This is a genomic window from Streptomyces sp. NRRL B-1140, assembly GCF_001280065.1.
In the GTDB taxonomy this organism is placed as follows: domain Bacteria; phylum Actinomycetota; class Actinomycetes; order Streptomycetales; family Streptomycetaceae; genus Streptomyces.
This window is the reverse complement of sequence record NZ_LGEA01000036.1, coordinates 314,241-339,359: the sequence shown is the minus strand read 5'-3', so window position 1 is coordinate 339,359 and position 25,119 is coordinate 314,241. Positions and strand designations below refer to the sequence as shown.

Annotated in this window: 14 protein-coding genes and 2 pseudogenes; 5 read left to right on the top strand and 11 right to left on the bottom strand. The window is 72.3% G+C overall.

Annotation, left to right across the window (positions count from 1 at the left end):
• A partial coding sequence (locus ADK65_RS06800) for a maltotransferase domain-containing protein (protein ID WP_159038732.1) occupies positions 1–747 on the bottom strand: 747 nt, incomplete at its 3' end.
• Between the two features lie 214 nt (positions 748–961).
• Positions 962–2,164, bottom strand: coding sequence for a S8 family peptidase (locus ADK65_RS06795; protein WP_053668885.1), 1,203 nt, complete (start codon positions 2,162–2,164; stop codon positions 962–964).
• 276 nt (positions 2,165–2,440) lie between these two features.
• Between ADK65_RS06795 and ADK65_RS06790 the strand changes: the two genes are divergently transcribed.
• Positions 2,441–5,059 carry a glycosyltransferase family 1 protein gene (locus tag ADK65_RS06790; RefSeq protein ID WP_053668884.1) on the top strand — a complete coding sequence of 873 codons (2,619 nt, stop codon included), beginning with the start codon at positions 2,441–2,443 and terminating at the stop codon, positions 5,057–5,059.
• 73 nt (positions 5,060–5,132) lie between these two features.
• On the opposite strand, the pseudogene ADK65_RS06785 reads toward ADK65_RS06790, so the two are convergent.
• The 7 genes and pseudogenes from ADK65_RS06785 to ADK65_RS06755 form a co-directional block, all read right to left on the bottom strand.
• Positions 5,133–5,624: pseudogene (locus ADK65_RS06785) on the bottom strand (DUF1990 domain-containing protein); the annotation flags it as partial.
• A 98-nt stretch (positions 5,625–5,722) separates the two neighbouring features.
• A pseudogene (locus tag ADK65_RS06780) lies at positions 5,723–7,391 on the bottom strand (M4 family metallopeptidase).
• 249 nt (positions 7,392–7,640) lie between these two features.
• Positions 7,641–9,731 carry a M4 family metallopeptidase gene (locus ADK65_RS06775; RefSeq protein WP_053668882.1) on the bottom strand — a complete coding sequence of 697 codons (2,091 nt, stop codon included), beginning with the start codon at positions 9,729–9,731 and terminating at the stop codon, positions 7,641–7,643.
• A gap of 170 nt (positions 9,732–9,901) precedes the next feature.
• The gene (locus ADK65_RS06770) at positions 9,902–11,695 is read right to left on the bottom strand and encodes an ABC transporter ATP-binding protein (protein WP_053668881.1); all 1,794 of its coding nucleotides are present in this window, start codon (positions 11,693–11,695) and stop codon (positions 9,902–9,904) included.
• Positions 11,692–13,446 carry an ABC transporter transmembrane domain-containing protein gene (locus tag ADK65_RS06765; RefSeq protein WP_053668880.1) on the bottom strand — a complete coding sequence of 585 codons (1,755 nt, stop codon included), beginning with the start codon at positions 13,444–13,446 and terminating at the stop codon, positions 11,692–11,694. Before ADK65_RS06765 ends, ADK65_RS06770 begins: the two co-directional genes overlap by 4 nt.
• Before the next feature lie 36 nt (positions 13,447–13,482).
• On the bottom strand, positions 13,483–15,357 hold the full coding sequence (locus tag ADK65_RS06760) for an ABC transporter ATP-binding protein (protein ID WP_053668879.1): 1,875 nt from the start codon (positions 15,355–15,357) through the stop codon (positions 13,483–13,485).
• Positions 15,354–17,207: an ABC transporter ATP-binding protein gene (locus ADK65_RS06755; protein WP_053668878.1), complete on the bottom strand. Its 1,854-nt coding sequence runs from the start codon at positions 17,205–17,207 to the stop codon at positions 15,354–15,356. Before ADK65_RS06755 ends, ADK65_RS06760 begins: the two co-directional genes overlap by 4 nt.
• A 290-nt stretch (positions 17,208–17,497) precedes the next feature.
• Between ADK65_RS06755 and ADK65_RS06750 the strand changes: the two genes are divergently transcribed.
• From ADK65_RS06750 to ADK65_RS06735, 4 genes are read left to right on the top strand one after another with little or no spacing between them, the layout of a single operon-like run.
• Positions 17,498–18,412, top strand: a complete 915-nt coding sequence (locus ADK65_RS06750) for an ABC transporter ATP-binding protein (RefSeq protein WP_053668877.1) — start codon at positions 17,498–17,500, stop codon at positions 18,410–18,412.
• Positions 18,409–19,158 (top strand): ABC transporter permease, encoded by a 750-nt coding sequence (locus tag ADK65_RS06745; RefSeq protein ID WP_053668876.1) that lies wholly within the window; start codon positions 18,409–18,411, stop codon positions 19,156–19,158. Before ADK65_RS06750 ends, ADK65_RS06745 begins: the two co-directional genes overlap by 4 nt.
• A 25-nt stretch (positions 19,159–19,183) precedes the next feature.
• Positions 19,184–20,434 carry a sensor histidine kinase gene (locus tag ADK65_RS06740; protein WP_053668875.1) on the top strand — a complete coding sequence of 417 codons (1,251 nt, stop codon included), beginning with the start codon at positions 19,184–19,186 and terminating at the stop codon, positions 20,432–20,434.
• Positions 20,427–21,086 carry a response regulator gene (locus ADK65_RS06735; RefSeq protein WP_053668874.1) on the top strand — a complete coding sequence of 220 codons (660 nt, stop codon included), beginning with the start codon at positions 20,427–20,429 and terminating at the stop codon, positions 21,084–21,086. Before ADK65_RS06740 ends, ADK65_RS06735 begins: the two co-directional genes overlap by 8 nt.
• Positions 21,087–21,100: 14 nt before the next feature.
• Here ADK65_RS06735 and ADK65_RS06730 read toward each other — a convergent pair whose 3' ends face one another.
• Together ADK65_RS06730 and glgX are read right to left on the bottom strand one after the other, a co-directional pair.
• Positions 21,101–22,525, bottom strand: a complete 1,425-nt coding sequence (locus tag ADK65_RS06730; RefSeq protein ID WP_053668873.1) for a sulfatase — start codon at positions 22,523–22,525, stop codon at positions 21,101–21,103.
• A gap of 243 nt (positions 22,526–22,768) precedes the next feature.
• Complete coding sequence (glgX, locus tag ADK65_RS06725) at positions 22,769–25,021, bottom strand: glycogen debranching protein GlgX (RefSeq protein WP_053668872.1); 2,253 nt, start codon at positions 25,019–25,021, stop codon at positions 22,769–22,771.
• Between the last annotated feature and the right edge of the window lie 98 nt (positions 25,022–25,119).

The following is a 25,119-nucleotide window of genomic DNA, read 5'->3' as shown; positions in this document are numbered from 1 at the left end:
GAACTCGTACCAGGAGCCGTACAGGGCCCGCTCGCGCTCCACGAGCAGCGGCAGCGGCTCGCTGCTGGTGACCAGGTCCCGCAGCGGGTGCCGGGCCAGGACCGCGTCGACCTCCGGCGTCAGCGCCGCCGCCAGACGAACCGCCGCGGGGCGGTCCTCGTCCCGCAGGGCGTCGACGGCGGTGAGGATCACTGCGCGCAGTCCCTCCTCCTCGGGCACACCGGCGGCTGCCCGCTCGTACAGACGCGCGCCCTCCTCCAGGACGACGTCCGTGTCCATGCCCGCCGGGATCTTGATCTCGGCGTGATGGCGCCAGGTACTGACCGGGTCCCCCCATGCCTCGACGGTGAACGTCCACAGCCCGGGCTCCCCCGCGGTGACCGTGGCGCCCCACCGGTCCGTCCCGGGGGCCAGCTCGCGCATCGGCGTGAACGGGCCGGGGCGGCCCTCGGGGTCCTTCAGGACGACATCGGCGGCCACCGCGTCGTGCCCCTCCCGGAACACGGTCGCCGAGATCTCGAAGGTCTCGCCGGTGACGGCCTTGGCCGGCCGGCGTCCCCGCTGGACCGCCGGACGGACGTCCAGGACGGGTATGCGCCCGACGGCGGTCGTGTCGCTCACGGGGGGTGGTGGCGCGGCCGGTGTACCGGCGGCGGCCGGGCGTGCGGGGCGTGCTTCGCCGCCGGGTGCGCGCGCCCCGGTGGTGCGGCGGTTGGGGGGTGCTGGCGAGTGGTGCTTGGCGGGCATGACCGCTCCTGTCCGCGTCAACGTGGGTAGGCGGATGTCTGTGGGGAGGTGGGTCCTGCATGGTGCTCCTGAGAGGGGTACCCGCAGGAGCCTTCCCACCCTATTCGGGTGGGCAATCCGGCACTTTGTTAACTACTCACGCGTATGTCGACACACAAGACCGGCCTCGTCCGCGACGGACGAGGCCGGCTCCTGGCGTGGCCGCTCCTTCGCCCTACACGCGCGGCACCCGCAGTAACCTGTCCGGCGAACCGATGCCCGCGCCGGAGACCTTCCCGGTCGCCGCTCGCGCGGTCAGAGCCCTCCCGACCTGCGCCGGAGCGGCTTTCGGATGATCGGCCAGATAGAGCGCGGCCGCGCCGGCGGCGTGCGGGGACGCCATCGAGGTGCCCGAGAGGGTGGCCCACGCGGTGTCGCTCACGGCGGACGCGGCGGTGATACCGACGCCCGGCGCGAACAGATCGAGCGCCAAACCGTGATTGGAGAAGGCCGGTTTTCTATCCTCACGGTCGGTCGCGCCGACCGTGAGGGCCTGTTTCACGCTCCCCGGGGAATACAGTCCCGCCGGCCTGCCGTCGTTGCCCGCGGCGACCGTGTAGGTGACGCCGGAGGCGATCGAGGCGCGGACGGCGGCGTCCAGCCGTTCGTTGCGCGGTCCGCCCAGGCTGAGGTTGGCGACCGCGGGCTTCCTCGCGTGCCGGGTCACCCAGTCGATCCCGGCGATCACCCGGGCCGTGGTGCCCCCGCCCGCCGCGTCGAGGACGCGCACGGAGACGATCCGGGCCTTCCTGGCGACGCCGTGGGTCGCCCCGGCGACCGTGCCGGCCACGTGCGTGCCGTGGCCGTCCGCGTCCGAGGCCACCGGGTCGTTCCCGACGAAGTCCCAGCCGTGGGACGCCCGGCCTCCGAAGTCCCGGTGGGTGGTCCGCACGCCGGTGTCGATCACGTACACCGTCACCCCCGCACCGGCCGACCGGGGCCAGGTGAAGCTCCGGTCCAGAGGCAGCCGCGGCTGGTCGAGGCGGTCCAGCCCCCAGGACGGGGGTGCCTTCTGCACGCCGTCCAGGCGCACGCGGGTGTCCTGGACGACCGAGGCGACCCGCGGGTCGGCGGCCAGCCGTCCGGCCTGTCTCTCGTCAGCGCGGACCGCGTAGCCGTTCAGGACCGTGCCGTAGACATGGCTGATCTCCACCCCGTACTTTCCGGCGAGGGCCTTTCCGGCCGCCGACCGGGCCTGCGTGCCGCCCTTCAGTGTGACCAGGTAACTCCCCTGCACGGAGCCGGGTGATCCGGCGAGGAGTATCCGCCCCTCCGGTACGGCCTGCGCGGGCAGGGTGGTGGCCGAAAACGCCGCGACACAGATCGCCGCGACCAGGCCCCCCGTCCGCCGCAGACTGCGCTCGCGCGTCCGAGCCATGGTCCGATGTCCCCTCCTCGACTCGGCGTACGGCGGCCGCGCGGCGTCGCGTGCGGCGGGCACGGGCCGGTACGCCAGAGGCAGCCTCTCGTGGCGGGTGAAGCACCACAAGGACGCCTACGGGGGTGGAATCGGCCATATCCGCCGATGGTGCCGTTCAGGCCGATCGGGGGTCGCGAGGCGGAGCGTCGGCCGCGGCGGCGCCGACGTGGGTACTGTCGTAGGAGACGTCGTCGAAGCCCTGCGAAATCCTGCGAACGCGCCGAGGTGGAACCCTTGAAGGCGATCCGTCGATTCACCGTCCGACCCGTTCTCCCCGACCCCCTCCGGCCGCTCAGCGACCTGGCCCGCAACCTGCGCTGGTCGTGGCACGCGGAGACCCGGGAGCTGTTCCGGTCCGTCGACCCCGAGCGGTGGGCCGCCTCGGGCGGCGACCCCGTCCGGCTGCTCGGCAGCGTGCCGCCCGCACGGCTGGCGGAGCTGGCCGGGGACCGCCCGTTCCTGCGCCGCCTGACCGCGGTCGCGGGCGACCTGCACGACTACACCACCGGCGACCGCTGGTACCAGACCCAGCCCGAGGAACTGCCCGCCGCGATCGCCTACTTCTCACCCGAGTTCGGCATCACGGCCGCCCTGCCCCAGTACTCCGGCGGCCTCGGCATCCTGGCCGGCGACCACCTCAAGGCGGCCAGCGACCTCGGCGTCCCGCTGATCGGCGTCGGCCTGCTCTACCGGCACGGCTACTTCCGCCAGACCCTGTCCCGGGACGGCTGGCAGCAGGAGCACTACCCCGTCCTCGACCCGAACGAGCTGCCCGTCGTCCAGCTCGAGGAGCCCGACGGCACGCCCGCCCAGGTTGCCCTCGCCCTGCCCGGCGGCAAACAGCTGCACGCCCGGATCTGGCTGGCGCAGGTCGGCCGGGTCCCGCTGCTGATGCTGGACTCCGACGTCGAGGAGAACGACCTCGGCGAGCGCGGCGTGACCGACCGGCTCTACGGCGGCGGCAGCGAGCACCGGCTGCTCCAGGAGATGCTCCTGGGCATAGGAGGGGTCCGGGCGGTACGGACGTACTGCCGGCTGACCGGCCACCCCACGCCGGAGGTCTTCCACACCAACGAGGGCCACGCGGGGTTCCTCGGCCTGGAGCGCATCGCGGAACTGTGCGCGGACGGGCTGGACTTCGACTCGGCGCTGGAGTCGGTGCGCGCCGGGACGGTCTTCACCACCCACACCCCCGTACCGGCCGGCATCGACCGTTTCGACCGCGAGCTGGTCGCCCGGCACTTCGGCCCCGACGCCGAACTGCCCCGCATCGACGTCGACCGCATCCTGCGGCTGGGCATGGAGACCTACCCGGGCGGGGAGCCCAACCTCTTCAACATGGCCGTGATGGGGCTGCGCCTGGCCCAGCGCGCCAATGGCGTCTCCCTGCTGCACGGCAACGTCAGCCGCGAGATGTTCTCCGGACTGTGGCCCGGCTTCGACGCCGACGAGGTGCCGATCACGTCCGTGACCAACGGGGTGCACGCCCCCACCTGGGTCGCCCCCGAGGTGTTCGAGCTGGGCGCCCGGCAGATCGGCGGCCGGCGCGCCGAGGACGCGATGACCGTCGGCGGCTCGGACCGCTGGGACGCGGTCGCCGACATCCCCGACCAGGACATCTTCGACCTGCGGCGGGTGCTGCGCGAGCAGCTCGTGCAAGAGGTGCGGGAGCGGCTGCGGGCCTCCTGGCGGCAGCGCGGCGCCCACACGGCCGAGCTGGGCTGGATCGACGACGTGCTCGACCCGGACGTCCTGACGATCGGCTTCGCCCGGCGCGTGCCCTCGTACAAGCGCCTGACGCTGATGCTGCGCGACCGGGACCGGCTCATGGAGTTGTTGCTGCACCCCGAGCGGCCGGTCCAGATCGTCGTGGCGGGCAAGGCGCACCCCGCGGACGACGGCGGCAAGCGGCTGGTGCAGGAGCTGGTGCGGTTCGCGGACGACCCGCGGGTACGGCACCGGATCGTCTTCCTGCCCGACTACGGCATGGCGATGGCGCAGAAGCTGTACCCCGGCTGCGACATCTGGCTGAACAACCCGCTCCGGCCGCTGGAGGCCTGTGGCACGTCCGGCATGAAGGCCGCGCTCAACGGCTGTCTCAACCTGTCGGTCCTCGACGGCTGGTGGGACGAGTGGTTCCAGCCCGACTTCGGCTGGGCCATCCCCACGGCGGACGGCGTCGCCACCGACCAGGACCACCGGGACGACATAGAGGCCGCGGCGCTGTACGACCTGCTGGAGCAGCGGGTGACGCCCCGCTTCTACGAGCGGGGGCGCAGCGGGCTGCCCGACCGTTGGATCGAGATGGTCCGGCACACGCTGAGCCTGCTCGGGCCCAAGGTGCTGGCCGGGCGGATGGTCCGCGAGTACGTGGAGCGGCTCTACGCGCCGGCCGCGCTCTCCCACCGGGCCGTGGGGCCGGACGCGGCGCGTGATCTCGCCGAGTGGAAGACGAGGGTGCGGGCGGCGTGGCCGGGGGTCACCGTCGACCATGTGGAGACGTCGGCGTCGGAGGCACTGGCGGAGCTCGGGACGACGCTGGGGCTTCGGGTGCGGGTCGCCCTCGGCGATCTCGGGCCGGACGACGTGGACGTCCAGGTCGTCTCGGGGCGGGTGGACGAGGAGGACCGGATCGGGGACGCGACGGTTGTTCCCCTGAAGCCGGTGGGGTCGCCCGACCAGGACGGACGCTGGGTCTATGAAGGGCCCTTGTCGCTGGATCGCACCGGGCCTTTTGGGTACACGGTGCGGATCCTGCCCGCGCACCGGCTTATGGCTTCGAGCGCGGAGCTGGGCTTGGTTGCCGGGCCTTCCGAGGAACTGGTCGCGGCTGCGGGGCTGCTGATGCGGTGAGTCCGGCTGCGGGTGCGTGGGGGCTGGGCGCGCCTACGCGGCGGAGCCGCACATCGATACGGCCCCGCGCCCCTCAGGGTGACTCACCGCTCTGCGTCGCGAGGTTCCGCAGGACGGCGCCGCACCGTCGCGCATACGCGTGCTGGAAGCCTCTCGTCGCCGGGCCGCCCGCCTTCGCGTACCACTTGGCGGGGCGGCTGAACGCGTTGACCGTCAGCCACACCGTGCCGTCTCCCGTGCGGTCGACCACGAAGGACTCCTCGCCGGTCTCCGGGTGGCCGGGCAGGGTGCCGTAGGCCCAGCCGGCGCGGCGGGGTTCCTCGACCGTCCAGACCACGCGGCAGGGAGCCTTGATCATGCCGGCGAGGGTGACGGTGACGTCGACGCCGGGGGCGGCCCGGTCCGCGCTCGCGTCGAGGCCGACGCCCATCGCCCGGTGCATCTGCCAGGTGAGGACGGCCTCCGCGGCCCGGCGGAAGACGTCCTCGCCCTCGCCGAGACGGGTGCGTACGTTCATGGGACGGAAGCCCGGCGGGCAGAAACCCTGGTCACGGGTGGCGCCGACATCGGCGTAGGTGAAGTCCTGCGAAGACATGAGCACCAAGAGTAAGGCGGCACCCGGACCGTCCTGCGATCCGGGTGCCGCCCGTGGCCGTGCTGCGGTCAGCCGACGTTGACGGCCGACCAGGCGGCCGCGACCGCCTTGTACTCGGTGCTGGAGGCGCCGTACAGCGCCGAGGCGGCGTTCAGGGTCGCCGTACGGGCCTGGGCGTACTTGGTCGTCGACGTCATGTACGTCGTCAGCGCCTTGTACCAGATCTGCAGCGCCTTGGTCCGGCCGATGCCGGTGACCGTGGAGCCGTTGGAGGTGGGCGAGTTGTAGGTCACGCCGTTGATGGTCTTCGAGCCGCTGCCCTCGGACAGCAGGTAGAAGAAGTGGTTGGCGGGACCGGAGGAGTAGTGGACGTCCACGCTCCCGAGACTGGAGGACCAGGCGTCCTTGGACGAGCCGTCCTTGCTGGGCTTGTCCATGTAGCTTGCTGGGCTTGTCCATGTAGCGCAGCGGGCTGCCGTCGCCGTTGATGTCGATCTCCTCGCCGATGAGGTAGTCACCGACGTCGGAGGAGTTGTTCGCGAAGAACTCGGCACCCGCGCCGAAGATGTCGCTGGTGGCCTCGTTCAGGCCGCCCGACTCGCCGCTGTAGTTGAGGCCCGCCGTGGCCGACGTCAGACCGTGGCTCATCTCGTGGGCGGCCACGTCCAGCGAGGTCAGCGGGTGGGTGTTGCCCGAGCCGTCGCCGTAGGTCATGCAGAAGCAGCTGTCGGACCAGAAGGCGTTGACGTAGTTGCTGCCGTAGTGGACCCGGGAGTAGGCGGCCTTGCCGTCGTTGCGGATGCCGTTGCGGCCGAAGGTGTTCTTGTAGAAGTCCCAGGTGATCTGGGCGCCGTAGTGGGCGTCGGCGGCGGCGGTCTCGGCGTTGGACGGGCTGCCGGTGCCCCACACGTCGTCGGAGCCGGAGAAGAGGGTGCCGGTGCCGGAGGTGCCGCGGTTGAGGTTGTAGGTCTTGTGGCCGCCGCGGGTGCCGTCCGTCAGGTTGTACGTCGAGCCGGACTTGGTGGTGCTGAGGGTGACGGCGCCGCTGTAGGTGGTGTTGCCGGTGCCCGTCTCGACGCCCTGGTACTCGTACAGCTTCTTGCCGGTGGCGGCGTCGGTGATGACGTGCAGCTCGTTCGGGGTGCCGTCCTCCTGGAGGCCGCCGACGACGGTCTCGTAGGCGAGGACCGGCTTGCCGTTCGCGGCCCAGATCACCTTGCGGGGCGCGGAGTCCGCCTCGGTCTTCTCCGAGCCGGCGGCCTTGGCGAGGGTCACGGCCTGCTTCTCGGCCTTGGCGGCGGTGACCGCGGGTTTGAGCGAGGCGACCTTCAGGGCCGCCTTGGTGGCTCTGGTGACGCCCTTGGTCGCACCGGACTTCGACTCGTGCACCACGAGGTCGCCGCCGAGGACCGGCAGGCCCGCGTAGGTGCGCTCGTAGCGGGTGTGCACCGAGCCGTCGACGTCCTTCACGACGTCCTTGACGACCAGCTTCTCCTGGGAGCCGAGGCCTATCGCGTCGGCGGTCCTCGTGGCGTCCGCCTGCTGCTCCCGCACGAGCGCGGTGCGGGCCTGCGCGGAGAGCAGGACGGGAGCGGCCGCGAGGGCCGGCTTGCTCGCGGAGTCCGCGGCGACGCTGCTCGTGGAGGTCAGACCGGTGGTGAGCAGGGCACCGGCGGCGACGGCGGTGGCGATGGCCAGCGTGGCGCGCTTTTGACGCGCGTAGAAAGAGGTGGACACACAAGCTCCTCGATGTGGGGGAAGTGCTGTGCTGCGGTGGTGCCGTGCGGGTGGGGGAAGAGTGGCACTCAGGGCGCGTACATGACAGGAGTGGGGGTGATGTTGGCCGGAAAACGACGGCCAGATGTACGCGAGGACACGTGAAACGGACGCCGCCCCGGGGGATTCGAACCCACCGGGGCGGCGCCCTGACTTCGAGGGCCCACCGGACCGCGTATCCACGGCCTGTGGACCTGCCGGCCTACGGATCTACGGGAACGTCAACTTCCAGCTGTTGATGTAGCCGGTGTCGATGGCCGCGTTGTCCTGGACCCGCAGGTTCCAGACGCCGTTGGCCACCTCGGAGGAGGCGTTCACCGTGTAGGTGGTGTTGATGTTGTCGGCGCTTCCGCCGGTGCCGTAGCCCTTCAGCGTGTAGACCGTGCCGTCGGGGGCGACCAGGTCGACCTTGAGGTCACCGATGTAGGTGTGGACGATGTCCACCGAGACCTGGAGGTTGGACGGCGCGTTGCCCGTCCGGCCGGAGACGGTGACCGGCGAGTTGACCGCCGCGCCCCGGTCCGGGATCGCCACGTCGGCGGTGTTCTCGAAGGACGTGCCGCCGCCCCCGCCGCCGCCGGAGCGGGTGCCGACGTTGACGCCCGCCCACGCGTCCTGGACCGCCTTGTACTCGGCGCTGTCCGTGCCGTACAGCTCACCGGTGGCCGCGAGGGTGCCGGTGCGGGCCCCCGCGTAGTTGGTGTTCGAGGTGAACTTCGTGGTGAGCGCGCGGAACCAGATCTTCTCCGCCTTGTCCCGGCCGATGCCGGTGACCGGAAGGCCGTCCGAGGTGGCCGAGTTGTACGTGACACCGTTGATGGTCTTGGTGCCGCTGCCCTCGGAGAGCAGGTAGAAGAAGTGGTTGGCGGGGCCCGACGAGTAGTGCACGTCGACCGAGCCGATGCCCGAGTACCAGCTGTCCTTGGACGAGCCGTCCTTGCTGGGCTTGTCCATGTAGCGCAGCGGGTTGCTGGGCTTGTCCATGTAGCGCAGCGGGCTGCCGTCGCCGTTGATGTCGATCTCCTCGCCGATGAGGTAGTCACCGACGTCGGAGGAGTTGTTCGCGTAGAACTCGACCGTCGATCCGAAGATGTCGGAGGTGGCCTCGTTCAGACCGCCGGACTCGCCGCTGTAGACGAGGCCCGCGGTGTTGGACGTGACGCCGTGGGTCATCTCGTGACCGGCCACGTCGATGGACGTCAGCGGGTGGGTGTTGCCCGAGCCGTCGCCGTAGGTCATGCAGAAGCAGCTGTCGGACCAGAAGGCGTTGACGTAGTTGTTGCCGTAGTGGACCCGGGAGTAGGCGCCGACGCCGTCGCCCTTGATGCCCGAACGCCCGTGCACGTTCTTGTAGTAGTCCCACGTCAGCGCCGCGCCGTAGTGCGCGTCCGCGCCGGCGGTCTCGGCGTTGGAGGGGCTGCCGTTGCCCCACACGTCGTCGGGGCCGGAGAAGAGGGTGCCGGTGCCGGAGGTGCCGCGGTTGAGGTTGTAGGTCTTGTGGTTGCCGCGCGTGCCGTCCGTGAGGTTGTACGTCGACCCCGACTGCGTGGTGCCGAGCGTCACCGTGCCGCTGTACATCGTGTTGCCGGTGCCGGTCTCGATGCCCTGGTACTCGTAGAGCTTGGCACCCGTGGTGGCGTCGGTGACGACGTGCAGCTCGTTCGGGGTGCCGTCCTCCTGGAGGCCGCCGACGACGGTCTCGTAGGCGAGGACCGGCTTGCCGTTCGCGGCCCAGATCACCTTGCGCGGGGCCTTGTCGACGTCGGCGCTCTTGGTGTCGTCCGCCTTCGCGGCGGCCAGCGCCTGCTTCCGCGCCTTGGCGGCGGAGACGGCGGCGGTGGTGGTGGCCGGCTTGATGGCGGCGCGGGTCGCCTTGACGACCGACTTGGTCGCACCGGACGCGGCGGTCTTGACGACGAGGTCGCCGCCGAGGACGGGCAGGCCGTCGTAGGTGCGCTCGTAGCGGGTGTGGACCGTGCCGTCGGCGTCCTTCACGACGTCACGGACGACCAGCTTCTCCTTGGCGCCGAGACCCAGGTCCCGGGCGGTCTGCGCCTTGCCGGCCTCGGCCTTGCGGATCAGCGCGGCGCGCTGGGCCGGGCTGAGCTTGACCGACTCCGAGCCGGGGATCGCCTTGCTCGCGGCCGGCGGCGCCTGCTCGGGGGCCGCGGTGGCCGTGCCGCTCTGGACGGCGGCGGCGATCAGCGCGGCGACGCCGGCGAGGGCCACGGCCGCGGTGCGGCGAGGGGTGTGGGGAGTGCGTCTGTGGGAGGTGCCTCTTCGCGAGGAACTGCTTCTCAACACTGACTCCTTCTGCGGGACCGGGGGTCGCCCGGCCTGGGGAGGTGGAGGTGTTGCTGTGGGGTTCCTGTGGAGCAGTCGTGGGAAGCGTGGCAGGGGAGCGCGCTTTCTGTCAGGACCGCGTCAAAAGTATGGCCGGAAACGGTTCGTTGTCCGGAAGTTCATGTTCGCTATACGGACGCGTTGCCGCCGCCGGGAGGATTCCCGTGCTCCTCGCGCGGATCCCCGTGCCACGAGTGCCACAGCGCCGCATAGGTTCCACCGGCCGCCACCAGCTCGTGGTGCGTGCCGAGTTCGGTCAGCCGGCCGTCTTCCATCACCGCCACCCGGTCGGCGTCGTGCGCGGTGTGCAGCCGGTGGGCGACGGCGATGACGGTGCGCCCCTCCAGGACGGCGGCCAGGGCCCGCTCGGTGTGCCGGGCTGTCGTCGGGTCGAGCAGCGCGGTCGCCTCGTCGAGGATCAGCGTGTGCGGGTCCGCCAGCACCACGCGGGCCAGAGCGAGTTGCTGCGCCTGCGAACCGTCGGTACGGCGACCGCCCTGCCCCAGCGGGGTGTCCAGCCCCTCCGGCAGCTCCCGCACCCACGCGTCGGCGCCGACCACGGCCAGCGCGTCCCACAACCGCTCGTCGTCCGCGACCGGTTCGGCGATCCGCAGATTGTCGCGGACCGAGCCGAGGAACACGTGGTGCTCCTGGGTGACCAGGACGACCTGACGGCGCAGCCGCTCCGGCCCCAGTCCGGCCACCGGCACGCCGCCGACCGTCACCGAGCCCGCCGTCGGCGCGTCGACGCCCGCCATCAGCCGGCTCAGCGTGGTCTTGCCCGCCCCGGACGGCCCGACCAGGGCGAGCCGCTCCCCGGGGCGGACCGTCAGATCGACACCGTGCAGCACCTCCACGCCCCCGTCGTACGCGTAGCGCGCCCCCACGACGTCGATCCGGTCACCGTCGGGATCCGGGCACTCGCCCTCCCCGTCGCCCCGCGACGCCCGGGCGAGCCCTTCCACCCGGGCGAACGAGGCCCCGCTGCTCTGCAGTTGCTCGACCCGGACCAGGATCTCGTCGAGCGGGTTGCTCAGCTGGTGCAGGTACAGGGCCGCCGCCACCACCGCCCCGAGACTCATCGCGCCCGAGGAGTGCAGCACCCCGCCGATCACCAGCACACCGGCCACGGGCAGCACGTAGGACACCTCCACGGCAGGGAAGAACACACTGCGCAGGTAGAGCGTGTGGAAGCGGGTGCGGCGGGAGGTCTCCAGGGCGTCCCGGCTCGCGGCCGTGCGCCGCCTTTCCAGGCGGAACGCCTCGACCGTACGGGCGCCGGACGCGGTCGCCGCGAGGATCTCCGCGACGTCCGAGGTGGCCGCCCCCTCGGCGAGGTAGCCGTCCCGGGCCCGGCGCAGGTACCAGCGCAACGCCAGCCGGATGGGCGTGAACCCGAGCAGCCCGAGGGCGCCGAGCCAGGGGTCCAGGAGGAAGACCGCGCCGATCAGGAACAGGCACTGGACGAGGTTGACGAGCAGCTCCGGGCCGGCGTCGCGCAGGGTGTTGCCGACGGTGGTGACGTCGGAGGTGCCGCGGGCGGTGAGGTCGCCGGTGCCGGCTCGCTCGACCACCGAGGCGGGCAGCGCGAGGGCGCGGTCCACGAACCGTTCCCGCACGCGGGCCAGGGTCCGTTCACCGAAGCGGTGGCCCACGTAACGGGCCCAGCGGGCCAGGAGCAACTGGGCGAGGGCGCACAGGAATAGGGAGAGGGCGAGCCGGTCGACGGCTGCGACGCCGTGGCCCGCCCGTACGTCGTCGATCATCCGGCCGAGCAGCCACGGCCCCGCGAGACCGGCCAGGGCTGCCAGGGCGTTGAGAGCGAGGACCGTGCAGAAGGCCCGGGTGTCCACGCGTACGAGGTCCACCATCGCGCGCCGGACGTCCTGCCGTGCGGCGACGGGGAGATGGGTGCGGGTCATCCCAGGGCCTCCTCGGTGTCCCGTGCGACGACGGCTCGGTAGCCGGGGGTGGAATCCAGGAGTTCGTGGTGGGTGCCGCCGGCGGCGACCTTGCCGGCCTGCAGGAAGAGGACGGTGTCCGCGTGGTCCAGGACCAGGGGGGAGGTCGTGGTGACGACCGTGGTGCGGCCGTGCCGCGCCGCGGCGAGCCGGGAGGCCACCGTGGCCTCCGTGTGGGCGTCCAGGGCCGAGGTGGGTTCGACGGCGAGGAGGATCTCCGGATCGGCCAGGAGTGCTCTCGCCAGGCGGATGCGCTGGCGCTGGCCGCCGCTGAGGTTGCGCGCCTGCGCGGTCATCGGGGAGTTCAGGCCGTCGGGGAGCGCCTGGACGATGTCCTCGGCCGCGGCGGTGTGCAGCGCCCTCCGGGTCGCCGGGTCCCGCGGTGTGGTGTCCGCGGGTTCTCCGTGGCGGCTCGCGGAGCTCCCCGCGCCCCCCGGCGAAGGGGCGATCATCTCCCGGAGCGTCCCGGCGAACAGGTCCGCCTCGTGGTCCGCCAGCAGGATGCGGGACCTGACCTGGGCCAGGGGGATGTCGTCCAGGCGGGTCCCACCCCAGGTGGCGTTCGACAGGGTGTAGCGGGCCAGGCGGTCCAGGACGGCCGTGGCGTCCGCGGGGTGCTCCGCCACCAGCGCCGTCAGGCGGCCCGGCCGGACGCGCACGTCCGACTCGGGGTCGTACAGCACCGACGGCTCGGACGGGGCGTGCCGGGTGCCGGTGTCGGGCACCGGCTCCAGGCGCAGGAAGCGTACGACCCGACGGGCACACACCAGGCCGCGGCTGATCTGGTAGCCGCACTCCACCCAGAAGGACACCGGGCCCACCAGGACCGCCACATAGCCGTAGACCGACACCAGCTCGCCCACGGTGATGTGGCCCTGCGCGGCCAGGCGGGCCGCGAGCCAGGTCACCACCGCGAGGAACAGGGTCGGCAGGCCGATGCCCAGGGCCTGGACCCAGCTGGTCACCGCGCCGACGCGGTAGCCCTGTTCGCGCAGCCGCCCGGAGTCCCGGCGGAAGGCGTCCGAGATCAGGTCCTTGCCGCCGAGGCCGGCGAGGACCCGCAGGCCGGCGGCGAGGTCGCCGATGCGGGCGGTCAGGACGCCCTGACGTTCGCGGTACTCCGCCTCCGAGCCCTGCAGCCGGCCGAGCAGCGGGCCGACCAGCACGACGAGGACCGGAATGCCGAGCAGGACGACCGCGGCGAGGAGCGGGGAGACCGAGATCAGCAGGGCGGCGACGACCAGATAGGCCACGACGGCGCCGACGCCGGGGCCGACGACCGTCAGGGACTGGCTGATCGTCTGGACGTCACCCACGCCGATCGTGACGACCTCACCCGCGCCCATCTGCCGGGACAACGACGACCCGAGCCGGACCGCCTGGCCGACCACCACCTTCACCGTCCGGAAGTTGGCGTCCATGCGGACCCGCGTCATGGTGCGGTGCCGCATGATGCTCAGCCAGGCGTTGAAGGCCCCCACCGCGAACAGCGCGCCGCTCCAGAGCACCAGCGCGTTCATGTCCCCGGGCTCCAGACCTTCGTCGATGGCCCGGGACATCAGATAGGGCGTGGCCGCAAGCAGCACCATCCACACACTGCCGAACATCGCCCCGGCGGCACACCGCCCGGGCTGCCGCATGACCAGCCACCACAGGTACCGGGCGCCGCCGCGCCGGTCGGGTGTGCCGGGGTCCTCGTACGCGTCGATCATCCGCCCGCCTCCGCCTCCGCCTCCGCCTCCGCCGCTCTACGCCAGACTGTCCCGCCACGCCCGGTGCAGATCCGCGAACCTGCCCGTGCCCGCGATGAGTTCGGCCGGTTCGCCGTCCTCCACGATCCGGCCGCGCTCCATCACCAGGACGCGGTCCGCGATCTCCACCGTCGACAGCCGGTGCGCGATGACCACGGCCGTACGGCCCTTCAGCACCGTCGTCATGGCCCGCTGCACCGCACGCTCCCCGGGCACGTCCAGCGAGCTGGTCGCCTCGTCGAGGATCAGCACCGCCGGGTCGGCCAGCAACGCCCGGGCGAACGCGACCAGTTGCCGCTGCCCGGCGGAGATCCGGCCACCCCGCTTGCGCACGTCGGTGTCGTAGCCGTCGGGCAGGGAGCTGATGAAGTCGTGCGCGCCGATCTCCTTCGCCGCCTGCTCCATCTCCTCGCGGGTGGCGTCCGGGCGGCCGATCGCGATGTTGTCGGCGACCGTGCCGGAGAACAGGAACGCCTCCTGCGTCACCATGACCACCCCGCGCCGCAGTTCCGGCACGGGGAGGTCGCGCAGGTCGACCCCGTCCAGCAGCACCCGGCCCCCGGAGGGGTCGTAGAACCGGGCCAGCAGCTTGGCCAGCGTCGACTTGCCGGCGCCCGTGGACCCCACGACCGCGACCGTCTGCCCCGCCGGGAGGGTGAGGTCGAACGCGGGCAGCACCTCGCCGCCGGTGCGGTAGCCGAAGCGGACGCCGTCGAAGACCACTTCGCGGCCGGGCTGCTCGCTCTCCAGCGGCGGAAGCTGCCGGGGTGTGGCCGGCTCGGGGACCGACGGACACTGGGCGAGCAGGCCGGCGATCTTCTCCAGCGAGGCCGCCGCCGACTGGTAGGAGTTCAGGAACATCCCGAGCCGGTCGATGGGGTCGTACAGCCGCCGCAGGTACAGCACGGCCGCCGCCAGCACACCGAGGGCCAGCGTGCCCTGCGCGACCCGGTGGGCGCCCCACAGGACGATCGCCGCGACCGCCGTGTTGGCTACCAGGCGGGAGCCGGTGACGTAGCGGGCCATCTCCAGCAGCGCGTCGCCGTTGACCCGCTCGTGACGGCGGTTGAGCTCGCCGAAGTCCGCGTCGTTGGCGGACTCGCGACGGAAGGCGCGCACCGGGCGGATGCCGTTCATCGTCTCGACGAACTTGACGATCACCGCCGCGATGGCGGTCGACCGCGCCCGGTACACACGCCCGGCCCGTCGCTGGTACCACCGCACGAGCCCGTACAGCGGCACCAGGGACGCCACCGCCACGCCCCCGAGCCCCAGGTCGAGCCAGAGCAGCATCGCCGAGATGTAGACGAAGGACAGGATCACCGTCACGAGCTCCTGGAGGCCCTCGTCCAGCAGCTCGCGCAGCGACTCCACGTCGGTCGTGGAGCGGGAGATGAGCCGGCCCGAGGTGTAGCGCTCGTGGAAGTCGACGCTCAGCGCCTGCGCGTGGCGGAAGATCCGGCCGCGCAGGTCGAGCAGCACGTCCTGGCTGACCCCGGCCGCGGCGGCGACGAACGCGAACTGCAGCCCGCCCGCGGCCAGCGCACACGCCAGGTACCCGGCGCCCACCGCGATCAGCGGCCCGTGGTCCTGCGCGCGGAACGCCGGCACGCCGCGGTCGATGGCGTACGCCACGAGCAGCGGGCCCGCCTGCACGACCGCCTGCTGGAGCAGCAGCAGGAGTGTCGTGATGGTGACCCGCACCTTCATGGGCGCGAGCAGGGAGCGCAGCAGGGCTCCGGTGGCGCCCGGCGGGGTGGGCAGGGCGTCCTGGTCGAAGGGGTCGCCGGTGCCGGCCGGACGGTCGTCGGGCCGGTCGTCGGATCGGCCGTCGGGTTTGTCGCCGGCCGGTGTGCCGGTGGCCGCCGTCATCGTGCGCCCTCCTCTTCCCCTGACGTCTCCCCGGACATCAGATGCGCGTACTCGGCGTTCGTACGGAGCAGTTCGTGGTGGGTGCCGATCGCGGCGATCCGGCCGCCGGACAGCAGTGCGACGCGGTCGGCGAGCAGCACGGTGGACGGGCGGTGCGCGACGATCAGGGCGGTGGTGTCCGCCAGCACCTGCCGCAGGGCGGCCTCGACCGCTGCCTCGGTGTGCACGTCCAGGGCCGACAGCGGGTCGTCCAGGACAAGGAATTCCGGCTGCCCGACCACGGCCCGGGCGAGCGCGAGGCGCTGGCGCTGGCCACCGGAGAGGCTGAGGCCCTGCTCGCCCACCCGGGTGTCCGTCCCCTGGGGCAGGGCATGGACGAAGTCGGCCTGGGCGACGGCGAGGGCACGCTCCAGATCGGCGGTGCCCGCGGTGTCCGCCGCCCCCATGAGAACGTTGTCGCGGACCGCGGCCGAGAACAGCGTGGGCTCCTCGAAGGCCACGGCGACCTTGGCACGCAGCGCTTCTCTGGACAGCCGCGTGATGTCGCGGCCGTCGAGGGTGATGCGGCCCGAGGTCAGCTCGTAGAGGCGGGGGACGAGCGCTGTGAGGGTGGTCTTGCCGCTGCCGGTGGCCCCGACCAGGGCCATCGACTCGCCGGGCCGGATGTGCAGGTCGACGTCCTGCAGGACGGGAGGGGTGCCGGGCGGGGCGTCCGGGTAGCGGAACCGGACGTGGTGGAAGCGCAGGCCCATCTCGTGAAGGTCCTTCGCGCCGGTCCGCGCGATGCAGGCGGTGTGCTCGGAGGCGGTGCCGCCGGAGGCGGTGTGCCCGGAGATGGCGCGCTCGGAAGTGGTGTGCTCGGTCTCCTCGTCCATCACCTCGAAGAACCGCTCCGTCGCCGCGGCCGCCTCCTGGCTCATCGCGAGCAGGAACCCGATCGACTCCACCGGCCACCGCAACGCCAGCGCCGTCGACAGGAACGCCACCAGCGTCCCCGCCGACAGGGCACCGTCGGCCACCTGGACGGCCCCCACCACCAGTGCCGCCCCGATCGCCACCTCCGGCAGCGTCACGATGACGCCCCAGATCGTCGCCAGCAGCCGCGCCTTGCGCAGTTCCGTGCCGCGCAGCGTCCGCGACAGGTCCCGGAACGCCCGGGCCTGGCTCCGGTGGCGGCCGAAGCCCTTGATGACGCGGATGCCGAGCACGCTCTCCTCGACGACCGTCGTCAGATCGCCGACCTGGTCCTGGGCCTGCCGGGCCACCTGCGCGTACCGCTTCTCGAAGACCAGGCAGGTGACCATCACGGGCACGGCGGGTCCGAGGACGACCAGCCCCAGCGTCCAGTCCTGGAGCAGCATGATGACCACGCCCACGACGATCGTCACCCCGTTGACCAGCAGGAAGGTCAGGGGGAAGGCGAGGAACTGGCGCAGCAGCATCAGATCGGTGGTGCCGCGGGAGAGCAACTGCCCCGAGGCCCACCGGTCGTGGAAGGCCACCGGCAGCCGCTGGAGGTGCCGGTACAGTCCCGCCCGCATGGACGCCTCGACGTGGGTGAGCGGACGGGCCACCAGCCACCGCCGCAGCCCGAACAGCAGGGCTTCCGCGAAGCCGAGCAGCAGCAGGTACAGCGCGCCGAGCCACACCCCGCCCGGGTCCCGCCCGGCGATCGGCCCGTCGACCATCCACTTCAGGACGAGCGGGATCACCAGGCCCACGCAGGAGGCGAGTATCGCGACGAACGCGGCACTGAACAGCCGCACCCGCGCGGGCCGCACGTACGGCCACAGGCGCAGCAACGAGCGCACGGCGGAACGGTCCTGGGCGGGGGCGGGTGTCGTGGCCATCAGCAGCGAGCCTACGGATCGCCACTGACACTTCCCACCGGGTTTCCGCCGGACCCGGCCCGGTCCTGGGCCCCCCGACCTGGGGAAACGTTCGACGGGCCGTACGGCTGCACCCGTCGTGCCGTACGCATGCACCCGCTCGGCCGTACGCATGCACCCGCTCGGCCGTACGGCCGCACCCGCTCGGCCGTACCCCGCCGGGTCGTACGGTCGCATCAACCGATCGGCCGATGCCCTTTCGAGCGTGACGGCCGATGTGAGGGGCCCCGCCCCACCGGCACTCTCTTCCTATGCCGACCGCACCAGTCATCGAAGTCACCGAACTGCGCAAGAGCTACGCCGGCCGTCGCGCCGTCGACGGTGTCTCCTTCGCCGTGGAGGAGGGCGAGATCTTCGGGATCCTCGGCCCCAACGGCGCCGGGAAGACCACCACCGTGGAGTGCGTCGAGGGGCTGCGCGTGCCCGACTCCGGCCGCGTCCGGGTCGCGGGGCTCGACCCCGTCACCGAGCACGAGGCCACCCGCCGGGTGCTCGGCGCGCAACTCCAGGAGAGCGAACTCCAGGCCAAGCTCACCGTCCGCGAAGCGCTGGAGCTGTACAGCTCCTTCTACCCGAGCCCGCTCGACTGGCGGCCCCTCGCCGAACGCCTCGGGCTGACCGCCAAGCTCTCCACCCGGTTCGCCAAACTCTCCGGCGGCCAGAAGCAACGGCTGTTCATCGCGCTCGCCCTGGTGGGCAACCCCAGAGCCGTCGTCCTGGACGAGCTGACCACCGGCCTCGACCCGCGCGCCCGCCGCGACACCTGGGAGCTGATCGAGGACATCCGCGCGAACGGCGTCACGGTCCTGCTCGTCACCCACTTCATGGAGGAGGCGCAGCGGCTGTGCGACCGGATCGCCGTGATCGACAAGGGGCGGGTGGCCGCCCTGGACACCCCGGCCGGACTGATCCGCCGCTCGGCGGGCGCCACCGTCATCAGCTTCACCCCGTCCGTGCCTCTGGACGAGCGTGATCTCGGCGCGCTCCCCGCGCTCGCGTCGGTCCAGCACAAGGACGGCCGCGTCATCCTGTCCGGCACCGACGAGACCGTCAACGCCGTCATCACCCTGCTCGCCCGCACCCGTGTCACGGCCCACCAGCTCCGGGTCACCGACGCCACGCTGGACGACGCGTTCCTCGACCTCACGAAGGAGGCGGCGGCATGAGTACCGCCCTCGTCAACACGGCCGTACTGAAGAGCGAGATCCGCCTCTTCCGCAGAGAGCCCGGCGCCCTCTTCTGGGTCCTGGTGTTCCCTACCGTGCTCCTGGTGATCCTCGGCTCGATCCCCTCCTTCCGGGAGGCCGACCCGGACTTCGGCGGGCTGCGCCCGGTCGACGGCTACGTCCCGGTGAGCGTCCTGCTCGGAATGATCATGGCCGGGGTCCAGGCCATGCCGCAGACCCTCACCGGCTACCGCGAGCGCGGCATCCTGCGCCGCATGTCCACCACGCCGGTCAGGCCCGCCGCCCTGCTGTCCGCGCAGATGCTGCTGTTCGGCGGGGCCGCGCTGGTCTCGGCGCTGCTCGCCCTGACGACCGGCCGGCTGGCCTTCGCCGTCCGGCTGCCGCGCCAGGGCTTCGGATACGCCCTCGCCCTGCTCCTGGCCGTGCTCTCCGCCCTCGCGCTGGGTGCGGTGATCTCCGCGCTGTCCCGTTCGACGAAGATCGCCGGTGCCATCGGGTCGGCCGTCTTCTTCCCCGCCATGTTCTGCGCGGGCGTGTGGATGCCGGTGCAGACGATGCCGGACGTCCTGGCCCGGTCCGTCGGTTTCACGCCCTTCGGCGCGGCGGCCGAGGCCCTGAACCAGGCCGCGGCGGGGGACTGGCCCGGCTGGGGCCACCTCGGGGTGCTGGTGGCGTGGACGCTGCTGCTGACGGCCGGGGCCGCGCGCAGGTTCCGCTGGGAGTAGGCAGGAAGCCGTGCACAATGGCGCGATGACCCCGGCGGACGAACAGATCGAGCACCGGCAGAACCAGTTCCACACCTGGGGTGTCTACGGACTGCTCGCCGTCTCCGCCGTGCTCTCGGTGGCCTCGCACGAGCTGATCGTGAGCCCGGCCGAGTGGTACGCGGGCGGGGCCCTGCTCGTCGCCGCGGTGCTGCTCCAGCTGTGGCACGGGCCCCGCCGCGGCCGGCGCACCCCGTCCCCGCGCGGAGCCGCCTACTACGTCCTGCGCTGGGCGCTCTCCTTCGCCCTCACCTGGCTCAACCCCTTCTTCGGGTTCTACGCGTCCGCCGGCTACTTCGACAGCGACGAACTGATCCCGGGACGGCGCCGGCAGTGGCTCGGTCTGCTCGCCACCGTCGTCGTGGTGGCGGGCTCGCAGTCCGGCGGGATGCCGATCCACGGCCGGGTGCAGTGGCTGCTGTTCTTCGTGCTGCTGGGCACGAACTTCGGCCTGCTGGCGGTGGTGGGCCACATCGCCCAGCAGGAGGAGCAGCGTTCCCGTGAGCGGGCCGCCACCATCACCGAACTGGAACGCACCAACACCGCCCTGCAGCAGGCCCTCGACGAGAACGCCGCCCTGCACGCCCAGTTGCTCGTCCAGGCACGGGAGGCGGGCGTCGCCGACGAGCGCCGAAGGCTTGCCGCCGAGATCCACGACACCATCGCCCAGGGCCTGACCGGCATCATCGCCCAGCTCCAGGTCGTCACGAACGCCCCCGACCTGCCCACGGCCCGCACCCATCTCGAACGCGCCTCGGACCTGGCCCGGCACAGCCTCGGTGAGGCCCGCCGCTCCGTGCACAACCTCGCGCCGGTGGCGCTGGCCGACGCCGGGCTGCCGGAAGCCCTGAAGAAGACCGTCGCCGCATGGGGTGAACGGACGGATGCGCGCGCCGACTTCACGGTCACCGGCACCGCTGAGCAACTCCACGAGGAGGTCGCGGCCACTCTGTTGCGGATCGTCCAGGAGGCCCTCTCCAACATCGCCCGGCACGCGGCGGCGACCCGCGTCGGCGTCACCCTGTCCTTCCTCGGCGACGAGGTCATCCTCGACATCCGCGACGACGGCAGCGGCTTCGACCCGCTCGCCGTCCCGGCACGCACGCGCACCGGCGGTTTCGGCCTGCCCGGCATGCGCGCCCGCGCCGAACGCATCGCAGGCTCCCTCACGGTCGAATCCGAGCCGGGCCACGGTACGGCGGTCTCCGCTCGCGTACCGTTGGTCCGCCATGACTGAACACGCCACGACGGGGGCCGCCCCGATCACCCTGCTGATCGTCGACGACCACCCCGTCGTCCGGGACGGCCTGCGCGGCATGTTCGAGTCCGCGCCGGGCTTCCGGGTCCTCGGGGAGGCGCCGAACGGCGTCGAGGCGGTCTCGCTCGCCGCGGCCCTCGACCCGGACGTGATCCTGATGGATCTGCGCATGCCGGGCGGCGGGGGAGTCGACGCCATCCGCGAACTCACCCGCACCGGCGCCCGCGCCAAGGTCCTGGTCCTCACCACCTACGACACCGACTCCGACACGCTGCCCGCGATCGAGGCGGGCGCGACGGGCTACCTGCTGAAGGACGCCCCGCGCGACGAGCTGTTCTCGGGAGTGCGGGCGGCGGCGGAGGGCCGTACCGTCCTGTCCCCCGCCGTCGCCTCGCGCCTGGTCTCCGCGGTCCGGGCCCCCGGCAACGAGCCCCTGTCCGCCCGTGAGCGCGAGGTGCTCGCCCTGGTCGCCAGGGGCACGTCCAACCGCGAGATCGCCCGCGAACTTTTCATCAGCGAGGCGACGGTCAAGACCCATCTCACCCACCTGTACACCAAGCTGGGCGTCAACGACCGCGCGGCAGCGGTCGCGACGGCGTACCGGCGGGGGATCCTCGGCCAAGACGGCTGAGACGGCCAAGACGGCTAAGACGACTGGGACGGCTGGTCCGGGTAGGGCAGCAGGGTCCGGTCTGTCTTCTCCCAGGAGGCCTTGAGCTCGGCGAGCAACTCCGGCCGGTCGGGGGCGAGATCGGCCTGTTCCCGCTGGTCCTCGGCCAGGTTGTACAGGTGGTCGGTGCCCTTCGCGTCCCGGTGGTACTTCCAGTCGCCACGCCGGAGCGCCCTGTTGCCCCGCACCCGCCAGAACAGGTCCCGCACGGGCGGCTCCTCGCCCCGCAGCAGATACCCGGCCAGGCTCGTGCCGTCCAGCGGATACGCCGGGTCGGGGCGGGCGCCGGCCAGCTCCAGCAGGGTCGCGGTCCAGTCGGGGGAGAAGTGCGGCTCGTGACTGACCTGCCGGCCGTCGACGCGGGCGGGCCAGCGCAGGATCGCGGGCACCCGGATGCCGCCCTCCTGGAGGGAGGACTTGCCGCCGCTGAGCGGCCACAGGTACGACCAGCGCTCGCCGCCGTTGTCACTGGCGAACAGCACGAGCGTGTTCTCCTCCTGTCCCGAGCGGCGCAGTGCGGTGAGCACCTCGCCGACGGCCGCGTCGAGGCTCTGCACCATCTGCGTGTACTTCGCGACCGAGCCGCCGTCGTAGTGGTTCAGCGCCCTGCCGACGTCGGCCTGGCTCTGCGCCGCCCTGATCTTCGCCGCGATCCCGGCGGCGGTCTCCTCGTCGCCCTCGGCGAGCCAGGGCCAGTGCGGGGTGGTGAAGTTGAGGTTGAGCAGCCAGGGCCGGTCGTGGTCCCGGCGCACGTACTCCACCGCCCGCTCGGTCAGGACGGTCGTGTAGTACCTGAGGTCCTTGTACTCGGCGTCGCCCTCGTAGAGGTCGTACGCGCCGAGCTGGCCGAGCTTGGAGTAGTACTCCAGCACGCCCCCGAAGTTCCCGAAGAACTCGTCCCAGCCCGACTTGGTGGGGCTGAAGTCGGGCAGCCAGCCGCAGTGCCACTTGCCGATGAGGGCGGTGGCGTAACCCGCCTTCTTGAGCAGGGAGGCGAGGGTGGGGTGGTTCGGGTCCAGGCCCTGGGACCGGTCGGCGATCGGCTCGGCCAGCCCGCCCTTCGTACGTCCCGGATAGCGGCCGGTGTAGAGGCTGAAGCGGGTCGGGGAGCAGGTCGCGGAGCCCGAGTAGGCGTCCGTGAAGCGCACCCCCTGGCGGGCCAGCCGGTCCAGGTTCGGCGTGCTGATGTGCGGGGCGCCGTAGGAGGACAGATCGGCCCAGCCGAGGTCGTCGGCGAGGACGACGAGGATGTTGGGGCGCTGTCCGGAGCCGGCTCCGGGGCGGGCCCGGAAGGGGCGCTCGACGGGAACCGCCTCGGCGGCACCGGCCGTGCCGGCCACGGCGCCCACGGCACCACCGCCGACGAGGGCACCGAGGGCACGACGGGATATTTCGGGCATGCGGAAGTCCTGGAGGGTCCGGGGGGAGGGGTGGGGGGAAAGGAGTGGGGGGTGGAACCGAGGCTCGGCAGCGACGCTGCCAGCCGTGCGACGGCGGGGTCAAGAAGATCGCCGCCGTGTTCACGGACCCGCAACGCGGCGCAACAATCCCCGGCACCGCCCACCCCACCGCCCGGCGGAACGGCACCTCGGCTCACGACCGCCCGCGGCGCCCGGGCCCGGCCCTCGTCGCGAGACGATGCCTCAGCCCGTCACCCGCAGCAGCAGCACCGCCCGCGCCGGCAGGGTGATCTCCGTTCCCGCGCGGTGCTCCACACCCGGTATCTCCCCCTGCTCCTCCAGGCTCGTGTCCACGACCACCTCGTACCGTTCCGCCCACGGCGGCCCCGGCAGCGCGAAGTCCACCGGCCCCTCGCCCGCGTGCAGGAGGGCCAGGAAGCTGTCGTCGAGGATCTGCTCCCCGCGTTCGTCGCGGCCCGGGATGTCCCGGCCGGAGAGATACATGCCGAGCGTGGCCGCCGGCGCGTACCAGTCCCGCTCCGTCATCTCCGTGCCCCGGGCCGTGAACCAGGCCAGGTCGCGCAGCCCGTCCGCGGTCTGCGCCCGGCCCGAGAAGAACGCCCGGCGCCTGAGCACCGGGTGGCGGTGGCGCAGCGCGATCAGCCGGGAGGTCAGCGCGAACAGGGCCTGCCACTCCGGGTCCTCCAGCAGCTCCCAGTCCACCCAGCTGATCTCGTTGTCCTGGCAGTAGGCGTTGTTGCTGCCCCGCTGGGTGCGGCCCATCTCGTCGCCCGCGACCAGCATCGGCACTCCCGTCGACAGCAGCAGCGTGGTCATGAGGTTCCTGAGCTGCCGCCGCCTGAGCGTCCGCACCCCCTCCTCGTCCGTCTCGCCCTCGGCGCCGCAGTTCCAGGCCCGGTTGTCGTCCGTGCCGTCCCGGTTGCCCTCGCCGTTGGCCTCGTTGTGCTTGCGCTCGTAGGACACGAGGTCGCGCAGGGTGAAACCGTCGTGCGCGGTCACGAAGTTGACGGACGCGTACGGCCTGCGCCCTCCCCAGGCGTACAGGTCGCTGGAGCCCGACAGGCGGTAGCCCATCTCCCGCACGTCCGGCAGCGCATGCCGCCAGAAGTCCCGCACGGCGTTGCGGTACCGGTCGTTCCACTCCGTCCACAGCGGGGGGAACGCCCCCACCTGGTAGCCGCCCGACCCCACGTCCCACGGCTCGGCGATCAGTTTCACCCGGCGCAGCACCGGGTCCTGGGCGATGACCGCCAGGAACGGGGAGAGCATGTCGACGTCGTGCATGGAGCGGGCCAGCGCCGCCGCCAGGTCGAAGCGGAAACCGTCCACGCCCATCTCGGTGACCCAGTAGCGCAGCGAGTCCGTGATCAGGCGCAGCACGTGCGGCTGGACCACGTGCAGGGTGTTGCCGCAGCCGGTGTAGTCGGCGTAGCGCCGGGGGTCTTCCTGGAGGCGGTAGTAACCCCGGTTGTCGATGCCCTTCAGCGACAGCGTCGGACCGAGCTCGCCCGCCTCCGCGGTGTGGTTGTAGACGACGTCGAGGATGACCTCGATCCCGGCCGCGTGCAGGGCGCGCACCATCCGCTTGAACTCGCCGACCTGCTGCCCGGCCGTCCCGGAGGCCGCGTACCCGGCGTGCGGGGCGAAGTAGCCGACGGAGTTGTACCCCCAGTAGTTCTTCAGGCCTCTGCGCAGCAGGTGGTCCTCGTGCGCGAACTGGTGCACCGGCAGCAGCTCCACCGCCGTCACGCCCAGCCTGACCAGGTGCTCTATCGCCGCCGGGTGCGCGAGACCGGCGTAGGTGCCGCGCAGCTCCTCGGGTATGCCCGGGTGCAGCCGCGTGAAGCCCTTGACGTGCAGCTCGTAGATCACCGAGTCGGCCCACGGCGTCTTCGGGCGGCGGTCGTCCGCCCAGTCGTCGTCGTCCTGGACGACGACGCCCTTCGGCACGTACGGCGCCGAGTCGCGGTCGTCGCGCACGGTGTCGGCGACGTGCTGCTGCGGCCAGTCGCGCACGTGCCCGTACACCTCCGGCGGCAGGCCGAAGTCCCCGTCCACGGCGCGGGCGTACGGGTCGAGCAGCAGCTTCGCCGGGTTCCAGCGGGCGCCCGTCCAGGGGTCCCAGCGGCCGTGCACCCGGTAGCCGTAGCGCTGTCCGGGCAGCACGCCCGGGACGAAGCCGTGCCAGATCCCGTGGGTCTGCTCGGCGAGCCGGACCCGCGCCTCCTTGCCCGCCTCGTCGAACAGGCACAGCTCGACGCCCTCTGCCCCGCCCGCCCACAACGCGAAGTTGGTGCCCGCGACCCGGTCCGGACCGACCCGGAACCGGGCGCCCAGCGGGGTCGGCGCACCCGGCCACGCCGGCACGGTGGGCGGCGGCGCGGCCCTGCGCGTGCCGTTCACGGCGGCGGCCTGGCGCCCGTTCCCGGTGGCCCGATGACCGGCCACCGCCTCCTGCTCGGCTGCGCTGGACACCTGTCAGCCTCCCACCGGCTCGTGGGACGACGGGGGACAGAGGGGTGCGGCCCTGTGCTGCGGCCCGGGTCGCGGCTCCCCTGCGCGTCGTCCTCCCC